Raw genomic sequence first — 10,916 nt, 5'->3', positions numbered from 1 at the left:
CAGTGTCGAACGAAAACGAGCAGAAGCTCCTGGACTACCTCCGGCGGGCCACCGTCGACCTGCGCGACGCGCGGCGACGGGTGGCCGAGCTGGAGTCCCAGGACCAGGAGCCGATCGCGATCATCGGCATGGCCTGCCGGTTCCCCGGCGGGGTCAGCAGCCCCGAACAGCTGTGGGACCTGGTCGCGGCGGGCGGGGACGGCATCACGCCGTTCCCCGTCAACCGCGGCTGGGACCTGGAATCCCTGTACGACCCCGACCCGGACCGCTCCGGCACCGCCTACGTGCGCGAAAGCGGGTTCCTGCACGACGCCGACGAGTTCGACCCGGACTTCTTCGGCATCTCCCCGCGTGAAGCCCTGGCCATGGACCCGCAGCAGCGGCTGCTGCTGGAGACCTCCTGGGAGGCCTTCGAGCGGGCCGGCATCGACCCGAACTCCTTGCGTGGCAGCAAGACCGGCGTGTACGCGGGCCTGATGTACCACGACTACGCGCCGCGGATGCACGAGGTGCCGCCGGGCGTGGAGGGCTACCTGGCCACCGGCAGCTCCGGCAGTGTGGTCTCCGGCCGGGTGTCCTACACCCTTGGCCTGGAAGGGCCTTCGGTCACCATCGACACGGCGTGCTCTTCCTCGCTGGTCGCGCTGCACCTCGCGGTCCGCTCGCTGCGCAAGGGAGAGACCTCCCTCGCGCTGGCCGGTGGCGTCGCGGTGATGGCCACCCCCGCGGCCTTCGTCGAGTTCTCCCGCCAGCGCGGCCTGGCCCCGGACGGCCGCTGCAAGTCCTTCGCCGCGGCCGCCGACGGCACCTCCTGGGCCGAGGGGGCGGGCATGATCCTGCTGGAGAAGCTCTCCGACGCCCAGCGCAACGGCCACCCGATCCTCGCCGTGGTGCGCGGCACCGCGGTCAACCAGGACGGCGCCAGCAGCGGACTGACCGCCCCCAACGGTCCCTCCCAGCAGCGGGTGATCCGGCAGGCCCTGGCCGACGCCGGGCTCACCGCCGCCGAGGTGGACGCGGTGGAGGCGCACGGCACCGGCACCAAGCTCGGCGATCCCATTGAGGCGCAGGCACTCCTGGCCACCTACGGGCGCGAGCACACCGACGAGCAGCCGCTGTGGCTGGGCTCGCTGAAGTCCAACATCGGGCACACCCAGGCCGCCGCGGGCGCGGGCGGCATCATCAAGATGGTCATGGCCATGCGGCACGGCGTGCTGCCCAAGACCCTGCACGTGGACGAGCCCTCACCGCAGATCGACTGGTCCGCCGGTGCGGTGTCCCTGCTCACCGAGGCCCAGCCCTGGCCGGAGACCGGGCGTCCGCGCCGGTCCGCGGTGTCCAGCTTCGGTGTCTCCGGCACCAACGCGCACGCCGTGATCGAGGCCGCTCCTGAGCCGGAACCGGTTGAGCAGAGCGAACCTCAGGTGCTGCCCTGGCTGCTCTCCGCCCGCACCCCCGAGGCGCTGCGCGAGACCGCCGTCCGACTTAAGTCCACTGTGGACAGTGAGCCCGACCTGTCCGTGCTGGACACCGCCTACTCGCTGGCCACCGGCCGCAGCGCCTTCGAGCACCGCGCCGTGGTCATCGCCGCCGACCGGGACGGCTTCAGCTCCGCGCTGGACGCCCTCGCCGCCGACGGCACGGCCGGGAACCTGGTGCGTGGCACCGCCCGGGCCAGTGACAAGGTCGCCTTCGTCTTCCCCGGTCAAGGTTCGCAGTGGGCCGGGATGGCCTTGGAACTGCTGGACTCCTCGCCGGTGTTCGCCGCCCGGATGACCGAGTGCGCCGAAGCGCTGGCCGAGTTCACCGACTGGGACCTCCTGGAAGTGTTGCGCGGCAACGGTCCCGGCTTCGACCGGGTGGACGTGGTGCAGCCCGCGCTGTGGGCCATGATGGTCTCGCTGTCCGCGGTCTGGGCCTCCTTCGGCGTCAACCCCTCCGCGGTGGTCGGCCACTCCCAGGGCGAGATCGCCGCCGCCGCGGTCTCCGGCGCGCTGTCCCTGCGCGACGCGGCCTGCGTGGTGGCGTTGCGCAGCAAGGCGATCCGGGCGCTGGCCGGCAAGGGCGGCATGATGTCGGTGCCGCTGCCGCGCACCGAGGTCGAGACCCGCATCGCCCGCTGGGACGGCCGGATCTCGGTCGCCGCGGTCAACGGCCCGGCCACCGTGGTGGTCGCCGGTGAGCCCGAGGCCCTCGACGAGCTGTTCGCCGAGTGCGAGGCCGCGGAGATCAGGGCACGCAAGATCCCGGTGGACTACGCCTCGCACTCCGCCTACGTGGAGGAGATCCGCGAGGAGATCCTGCGCGTGCTGGCCCCGATCCAGCCGCGCTCGGCGGAGATCCCGTTCCACTCCACGGTCACCGGCGAGCTGATCGACACCGCCATCGTGGACGCCGAGTACTGGTACACCAACCTGCGCCAGACCGTGCGGTTCGAGGACACCGTGCGCGGCCTGGTCGAGCAGGGCTACCGGTTCTTCATCGAGATGAGCCCGCACCCGGTGCTCACCGTCGGCGTGCAGCACACCGTGGACGCCGCGGGCGGCGAGGCCGTGGTGGTCGGTTCGCTGCGCCGCGAGGAGGGCGGCCTCACCCGCTGCCTCACCTCGCTGGCCGAGGCCTACGTGGGCGGCCTGGAGCTGGACTGGCAGGTCGTCTTCGCGAACTCCGGCGCCCGCCGTCGCGAACTGCCCACCTATCCCTTCCAGCGCAGGCGGTTCTGGCTGGAACCGCTGGCCCCGGCCGCGGCCGCCGACCCCGCCGACGCCGGGTTCTGGGACGCGGTGGACCGCGCCGACCTGGACGAGGTGACCGCCACCCTGGCCGTGGACGGCGACACCCCGCTGCACGAGGTCCTGCCCGCGATGTCCACCTGGCGCCGCCAGCGCAAGGAGCTCGCGGCCGTGGACGGCTGGCGCTACCGGGTCACCTGGACCCCGCTCAGCACCCCTAACGCCCCTACCCTCAACGGAAACTGGCTGCTCGCCGGTCCCGCGCCCGCCGGACTCATCGACACGCTCACCGCGCACGGCGCGCAGGTCACCGAGATCGCCGTCCAGGGTGACCGCGCGGAGATCGCGGAAACCCTGCGCGCGGCGGGCATCGCCGAGGCCGACGGACTGATCTCGGTGCTGGCCCTGGACGAGACCCCGCACCCGGAGCACCCCGAACTGGCCGTCGGACTCGCCCAGACCCTGCTGCTGACCCAGGCCCTCGGCGACACCGGGGCCCAGGCTCCGCTGTGGAGCCTGACCAGGGGCGCGGTCGGCATCGGCGGCTCGGACGTGCTGACCAGCCCGGAACAGGCCCAGGTCTGGGGCTTCGGCCGGGTGGTGGCGCTGGAGCACCCCGGCCGCTGGGGTGGCCTGGTGGACCTGCCCGAGGTGCTGGACGAGCGGACCGGAGTCCAGCTCGTGGCGGCACTGACCGGGACCGAAGACCAGGTCGCGGTTCGCCCGGCCGGGCTGTTCGGCCGCCGCCTCACCCCCGCCCCGCTCACCGGCAAGCCCGCCCGCAGCTGGCAGCCCGGCGACACCGCACTGGTCACCGGCGCGGCCGGACCGCTCGGCGCGGAAGCCGCCCGCTGGCTGGCCACCCAGGGCGTCACCACCCTTGTTCTCCCCGGTGCCGCACCGGAACTGGTCGAGGAACTGGCCGAACTGGGCGTCACCGCGCACACCGACCTGGCCAAGGCCGCCGAGGTCACCACGGTGCTGCACGCGCCGCCGGTAGTCAATCCGTCCGAAGTGGACAGTGTTGGCCTTGCTGACTTCGCCGTCGTGGTCGCGGCCAAGACCGCCGATGTGCTCGCGGTCGAGGCACTGCCGATCGAACCGGAGCACGTGGTCTTCTTCTCCTCGGTGGCCGCGGTCTGGGGCGGTGGCAACCAGGCCGCCTACGCCGCCGGGTCCGCCTACCTGGACGCGCTCGCCGAGTACCGCCGCGGCAACGGCCTGCCCGCCAACGTGATCGCCTGGAGCCCGTGGGACGGCGGCGCCACCGTCGAGGCCATGGGCGAGCAGCTGCGCCGCCGCGGGGTCCGCGCGCTGGCCCCGGCCGCCGCACTGACCGCGCTGCGCCAGGTGCTCGACCACAACGAGACCGCGGTGACCATCGCGGACATCGACTGGTCCCGCTTCCACCCCGGCTTCACCGCCGCCCGGCCCAGCCCGCTGCTCTCCGCCCTGCCCCAGGTCGCCGAGCTGGAGGTCGAGCCGGAGCAGACCGGATCCCCGCTGGCCCAACGGCTTTCCGGCCTGTCCGAGGCCGACCAGGCCCAGGCCGTGCTGGACCTGGTGCGCGCCCAACTGGCCGCGGTGCTGGAACACCCCTCGCCGGAGTCGGTCGACGTCAACCGCGCCTTCCGCGAGCTCGGCTTCGACTCGCTCACCGCGGTCGACCTGCGCAACCGCCTCAACACCGCGACCGGGCTGAAACTCCCGGCCACGCTGGTCTTCGACTACCCGACCGCCACCGTGCTCGCCGACTTCCTGCGCGGCGAGATCCTCGGCGTCAGCGCGGCGGCCGAGGCATCCACGGTCGCGGTGCTGGACGACGACCCGATCGCCATCGTCGGCATGGCCTGCCGCTTCCCCGGCGGCGTGGACACCCCGGAAGCGTTGTGGCGCCTGGTCGCCGAGGGCGTGGACGCGATCTCCGGCTTCCCGGACAACCGCGGCTGGGACCTGGACGCCCTCTACGACCCGAACCCGGAGAGCAGCGGCCGCTCCTACACCCGCGAGGGCGGCTTCCTGCACCAGGCCGACGAGTTCGACCCGGCCTTCTTCGGCATCTCCCCGCGCGAGGCCACCGCGATGGACCCGCAGCACCGGCTGCTGCTGGAAACCTCCTGGGAGGCCTTCGAGCGCGCGGGCATCGACCCGGACTCCTTGCGCGGCAAGGCGGTCGGCGTGTTCGCCGGCACCAACGGCCAGCACTACGCGCCGCTGCTGCTGGACGGGCCCGACAACTTCGACGGCTACCTGGCCATCGGCAACGGGGCCAGCATCCTCTCCGGCCGGATCTCCTACACCCTCGGCCTCGAAGGCCCCGCGCTCACCGTGGACACCGCCTGCTCGGCCTCCCTGGTCGCCCTGCACCTGGGCGCGCAGGCGCTGCGCAACGGCGAGTGCTCCCTCGCGCTGGCGGGTGGCGTCACGATCATGTCGACCCCGGACATGTTCTTCGAGTTCAGCAGGCAGCGCGGACTGGCACGGGACGGCCGGTCCAAGGCCTTCGCCGCCGCGGCGGACGGCTTCGCCCTCGCCGAGGGCGCGGGCATGCTGGTGCTCGAACGACTCTCCGACGCCCGCCGCAACGGGCACCCGGTGCTGGCCCTGGTTCGCGGCAGCGCGGTGAACCAGGACGGCGCCTCCAACGGCCTGACCGCGCCGAACGGACCGGCCCAGCAGCGGGTCATCCGGCAGGCGCTGGCCAGCGCCGGGCTGTCCGCCCGCCAGGTCGAGGCGGTGGAGGCGCACGGCACCGGCACCACCCTCGGCGACCCGATCGAGGCCCAGGCCCTGCTGGCCACCTACGGCCAGGACCGGGAAACCCCGCTGTGGCTGGGTTCCCTGAAGTCCAACATCGGGCACACCCAGGCGGCCGCCGGTATCGCGGGCGTGATGAAGATGGTGCTCGCCATGCGGCACGGGGTGCTGCCCAAGACGCTGCACGTGGACGCGCCCTCGCCGCAGATCGACTGGTCGGCGGGCGCGGTCTCGCTGCTCACCGAGGCCCAGGAGTGGCCGAGCACCGGTGAACCGCGCCGGGCCGGGATCTCCAGCTTCGGCATGAGCGGCACCAACGCGCACGCCATCCTGGAGGAAGCCCCCGCCGACGAGCCGGTCACGATGTCCACTGTGGACGGACCGCAGCCGTGGCTGCTGGCCGCCCGCTCGCCGGAAGCCCTGCGCGGACAGGCCGAGCGCCTGCTCGACTTCCTGGACAACCACCCCGACTCGGCGCCGGTCGACGTGGCCCGGTCACTGGCCGAGCAGCGCGGGCGCTTCGAGCACCGCGCCGTGCTGGTGGCCACCGAGCGCGCCGACTTCCGCGCCGGGCTCGCCGCCCTGGCCCAGGACGAGCCCTCCGGCGCCCTGGTCCAGGGCCTGGCGGGCGCGCCGGGCAAGGTCGCGTTCGTCTTCCCCGGTCAGGGTTCGCAGTGGCTGGGCATGGCCCTGGCGCTGGCCGAGGCCGAGCCGGTGTTCGCCGAGCGGCTGGCCGACTGCGCCGGCGCGCTGGCCGAGTTCACCGACTGGGACCTCTTCGAGGTGTTGCGCGGCAACGGCCCCGGCTTCGACCGGGTCGACGTGGTGCAGCCCGCGCTGTGGGCGGTGATGGTGTCGCTGGCGGCGCTGTGGCGGTCCTATGGCGTCGAGCCTGCCGGAGTGGTCGGCCACTCACAGGGCGAGATCGCCGCGGCTGCCGTCTCTGGCGCGCTGTCTTTGCGGGACGCGGCCAAGGTGGTCGCGCTGCGCAGCAAGGCGATCCGAGCTCTCGCGGGCAAGGGCGGCATGATGTCCGTGCCGCTCCCGCTGGCCGAGGTCGAGGAGCGGCTGACCCGCTGGGACGGCCGCATCTCGGTGGCCGCCATCAACGGCCCCACCGCGATCGTGGTCGCCGGTGACCCCGAGGCCCTGGACGAGCTGTTCGCCGAGTGCGAGGCCGCCGACATCCGGGCCCGCAAGATCCCGGTGGACTACGCCTCGCACTCCGCGCACGTCGAACAGATCCGCGAGGAGCTGCTGACCGTCCTCAGTGGACTGTCGCCGCAGACCTCGGCTATCCCGTTCCACTCCACGGTGACCGGCGAGCTGATCGACACCACCGCGCTGGACGCGGAGTACTGGTACACCAACCTGCGCCAGACCGTCCGGTTCGAGGAGGTCGTGCGCGGCCTCGCCGAGGCGGGCTTCACCGCCTTCGTCGAGGCCAGCCCGCACCCGGTGCTGACCTTCGGGCTCAACGAGATCCTCGGCGACCGCGGCGTGGCCACCGGTTCGCTGCGCCGCGAGGACGGCGGCCAGGACCGGTTCCTGCTGTCCCTGGCCGAGCTCCAGGTCCGCGGCCACCGGGTCGACCTCACGCCGAGGATCGGTGGCGGTCGTCTGCTCACCCTGCCCACCTACGCCTTCCAGCGACAGCGGTACTGGCCGCGCCCCGGTTCCGGCCGGGCGGGCGACGCCAGCGCCATCGGCCTGCACACCGCCGAGCACCCGCTGCTCGGCGCGGCCGTGGCGCTCGCCGACAGCGACGGCTACCTGTTCACCGGCAGGCTCTCCTTGCAAACCCACCCGTGGCTGGCCGACCACGCCGTCTCCGGCACGGTCCTGTTGCCGGGCACCGCGTTCGTCGAGCTGGCCTGCCACGCCGGGGACGCGGTCGGCTGCCACCGCCTGGACGAGCTGACCCTGGAAGCCCCGCTGCTGCTGCCCGCCAGCGGTGGCGTGGCCGTGCAGCTGGTGCTCAGCGCGCCCGATGCCAACGGCGCGCGCACGCTCACCCTGCACTCCCGCCCGGAGTCCGCCGACCCGGACCAGCCGTGGACCCGGCACGCCAGCGGCCTGCTCTCCAGCACGGCCGGCGTGACCGAGGAGCTCACCGCCTGGCCGCCCGCCGGCGCCACCCCGGTTCCGGTGCAGGACATCTACGGCCGGTTCGCCGACCGCGGCTACGAGTACGGCCCCGCCTTCCAGGGCCTGCGCGCGGCCTGGCGCACCGCCGAGGAGGTCTACGCCGAGGTCGAGCTGCCACAGGCCGAGGACGCGGGCCGCTACGGCCTGCACCCGGCGCTGCTGGACGCGGCCGTGCAGGCCATCGGCCTCGGCGACTTCTTCGCCGACCCGGAGACCCCGCGCCTGCCCTTCGCCTGGAACGGTTTCACCCTGCACGCCGAGGGCGCCACCGCACTCCGGGTCCGGCTGCGCGCGGCCGGGGAGGACGCGATCGCGATCACCGTGGCCGACCCCACCGGGGCTCCGGTCGCGGCCGTGGAGTCCTTGCAGCTGCGGCAGGTCAGCGCCGACGCGCTGGCGGCCAGGGACAGCAACCTGGACAAGCTGTTCCGCCTCGACTGGACCGTCCTCAGTGGACTGACCCCGCCGTCGGCGCCGATGCCGGTCGCGGTGCTCGGCCGGGACGACCTCAAGGTGGGCGCCGCGCTGGCCAGCAGCGGCAGCGCGGTCACCAACCACAGCGACCTGGCCGAACTGGCGACGAACCCGCCCGAGCTGACCCTGGTCGCCTTCCCCTCGGTCAGCGGGCCGCGCACCGAGACCACGCACGCGGCGACCCGTCGCGCGCTGGAGCTGGTGCAGGGCTGGCTGGCCCAGGAGCACGAGGCCCGGCTGGTCGTGGTGACCAGGGGCGCGGTGTCCACCCGGCACGGCGAGGACGTCACCGACCTCGCGGGCGCCGCGGTGTGGGGACTGCTCCGTTCGGCCCAGTCGGAGAACCCGGACCGGTTCCAGCTGCTCGACCTGGACGAGGCCGACGACTCCTACGCCGCACTGCCCGCCGCCCTGCACTCCGGTGAACCGCAGCTGGCCCTGCGCGCCGGGCAGATCCACGCCTTCCGGCTGGCCAGGGCGGCCAGCACCGAGGCGCTGGTGGCACCGTCCGATGTGGACGCCTGGCGGCTGGACGTGGCCGGTGAGGGCACGCTGGAGAACCTGGCCCTGCTGCCCTGCCCCGAGGTGCTCGAACCCCTTGCCGAAGGCCAGGTCCGGATCGCGATCCGCGCCGCGGGCCTGAACTTCCGCGACGTGCTGATCGGCCTGGGCATGTACCCGGACAAGGCGCTGATGGGCACCGAGGGCGCCGGTGTGATCACCGAGGTCGGACCGGGCGTCACCGGGTTCCGGCCCGGCGACCGGGTGATGGGCTTGCTGGCCGGGGCTTTTGGCCCCTACGTGGTCGCCGATCAGCGCCTGGTCACCCGGATCCCGGCGGACTGGAGCTTCGAGACCGCCGCCTCGGTGCCGGTGGTCTTCCTCACCGCCTACTACGCCCTGCACGACCTGGCCGGGCTGGGCGCGGGGGAGAAGGTGCTGGTGCACGCCGCCGCCGGTGGCGTCGGCATGGCCGCGGTGCAGCTGGCCAGGCACTGGGGCGCCGAGGTGTTCGGCACCGCCAGCACCGGCAAGTGGGACACCCTGCGCGCCCTCGGCCTGGCCGAGGACCACATCGCCAACTCCCGCACCCTGGACTTCGAGCGCGAGTTCGGCGCGGTCACCGGCGGTAGGGGGGTCGACGTGGTGCTGGACTCGCTGGCCCGCGAGTTCGTGGACGCCTCGCTGCGGCTGCTGCCCGGCGGCGGCCGGTTCGTGGAGATGGGCAAGACCGACATCCGCGACGCCGACCAGGTCGCGGCCGAGCACCCCGGGGTGGCCTACCGCGCCTTCGACCTCACCGACGCCGGCGAGGACCGGATCGCGGAGATCTTCGCCGCGCTGCTGCCCCTGTTCGAGCAGGGGGTGCTGCGGCCGCTGCCGGTGCGCAGCTGGGACCTGCGCCGGGCCAAGGACGCCTACCGCTTCCTCAGCCAGGCCAAGCACGTCGGCAAGCTGGTGCTCACCATCCCGCGCGGCCTGCGCACCGACGGCACCGTGCTGATCACCGGCGGCACCGGCACCCTGGGCGCGCTGCTGGCCAGGCACCTGGTCACCCGGCACGGGGTGCGGCACCTGCTGCTCACCAGCCGTCGCGGCATGGACACGCCCGGTGCCCCCGAGCTGGCCGCGGAACTGTCGGAACTGGGTGCCGTCGTTCGCATCGAAAACTGTGATGCCGCGGACCGGAACGCGTTGAGCGCCTTGCTCTCCAGCATCCCGGCCGAGCACCCGCTCACCGGTGTGATCCACGCCGCAGGGGTGCTCGACGACGGCGTGCTCTCCGCGCTCACCCCCGAGCGGCTGGCGAAGGTGCTGCGGCCCAAGGTGGACGCCGCGGTCAACCTGCACGAGCTCACCGGCGAGCTGGACGCCTTCGTGCTGTTCTCCTCCGCCTCGGCCACCTTCGGCGGCGCCGGCCAGGCCAACTACGCCGCGGCCAACGCCTTCCTGGACGGCCTGGCCGCGCACCGGCGCGCGCAAGGGGTACCCGGACAGGCACTGGCCTGGGGTTTGTGGGCGCAGGCCAGCGGCATGACCGGCCACCTGGACGAGGCCGAACTGGGGCGGATGGCCCGTTCGGGCATGACCCCCCTGTCTTCAGAACAGGGGTTGGCGCTGCTCGACGCCGGACTTAGCTTTGACGAGGCGGTGCTGGTGCCGATGGGCCTGGACACCGCGGTCCTGCGACAGACGGGATCCGTGCCCTCCCCGCTCACGGGGCTGGTGCAGAACCCGGCGCGCAGGACCGCGGAGGCCGGATCGGCAGGCGCCGGAGTGTCTGCCCTGGTGCAGCGGCTGACCGGACTCCCCGCGGCGGAGCGGGACCGGGCGCTGCTGGACCTGGTGCGGGGCAACGTCGCCACCGTACTCGGACACGCCGGACCGGACGCGGTGAGCGCGGACCGAGCGTTCAAGGAGCTCGGGTTCGACTCACTCACCGCGGTCGAGCTGCGGAACCGGTTGAACGCGGCCACAGGGCTGCGCCTGCCGGCCACGCTGGTCTTCGACTACCCGACCCCGCTCGCGCTCGCGGAGCTGTTGCGAGCCGAACTCCTGCCCGACGAGCCGGCCGCGGCACCGCTGCTGGCCGAGCTCGACCGGCTGGAGGCGGGACTGGCCGGGGTGGCGCCCGCGGAGATCTCCGCGATCGCCCAGCGGCTGACGGCGTTGGCGGCCATGTGGAGCGCGGCGGCCGAGCCGGGTGACGACGATGTGGACGTTATCGAGTCCGCGTCCGACGACGACCTGTTCGACTTCATTGACAAGGAGTTCGGACAGTCCGTTTAGGACGGAGACTCGCGG

Annotated in this window: 1 pseudogene; it reads left to right on the top strand. The window is 73.3% G+C overall.

Annotated elements, in window-relative coordinates:
* Positions 1-26 precede the first annotated feature (26 nt).
* Positions 27-10,901, top strand: a pseudogene (locus M8C13_RS03370) (type I polyketide synthase); the annotation flags it as partial.
* Positions 10,902-10,916: the final 15 nt, after the last annotated feature.

Source organism: Crossiella sp. SN42, assembly GCF_023897065.1.
Taxonomy (GTDB): domain Bacteria; phylum Actinomycetota; class Actinomycetes; order Mycobacteriales; family Pseudonocardiaceae; genus Crossiella.
This window is presented reverse-complemented; position numbering and strand designations above follow the sequence as displayed.